The organism is Streptococcus oralis (genome assembly GCF_004127215.1).
GTDB classification, from domain to species: Bacteria; Bacillota; Bacilli; order Lactobacillales; family Streptococcaceae; genus Streptococcus; species Streptococcus oralis_BD.
The window spans coordinates 1-439 of record NZ_QEWJ01000079.1 but is presented as its reverse complement, the minus strand read 5'-3'; the positions used below and the strand labels follow the sequence as shown (position 1 = coordinate 439).

The 439-nt window shown below is 72.0% G+C and carries 1 protein-coding gene; it reads left to right on the top strand.

The features are described 5' to 3' along the window. Positions 1-439 (top strand): ABC transporter substrate-binding protein (locus DF216_RS10475; RefSeq protein ID WP_129326784.1); only part of this gene is annotated, 439 nt, incomplete at both ends.

Below are 439 nucleotides of genomic sequence, written 5' to 3'. Positions count from 1 at the left end.
GCCCTACGACGTCGAGTGGAAGCCGTTCACCTCCGGTCCCCCGCTGCTCGACGCGGTCAGCAGCGGCGCGGTCGACGTGGGCGGGGTCGGCAACACCCCGCCGCTGTTCGCGATCGACCAGGGCAAGAAGCTCAAGGTGGTCTCGGCGTACTCCCAGGGCGCGACCGGCGACGCGATCGTCGTGCCGGCGGGCTCGCCGGTGAAGCAGGTGGCCGACCTGGAGGGCAAGAAGGTCGCGGTCGCCAAGGGCAGCTCGGCCAACTACAACCTGCTGGCCCAGCTCGACGACGCCGGGCTGTCCCTCGACGACGTCGAGCCGGTCTACCTGCAGCCCTCCGAGGGCCTCGCCGCCTTCAAGGGCGGGTCGGTCGACGCATGGGCGATCTGGGACCCCTTCACCTCGCAGGCCGAGGCGGACGCCGGCGCCAAGGTCCTCGCC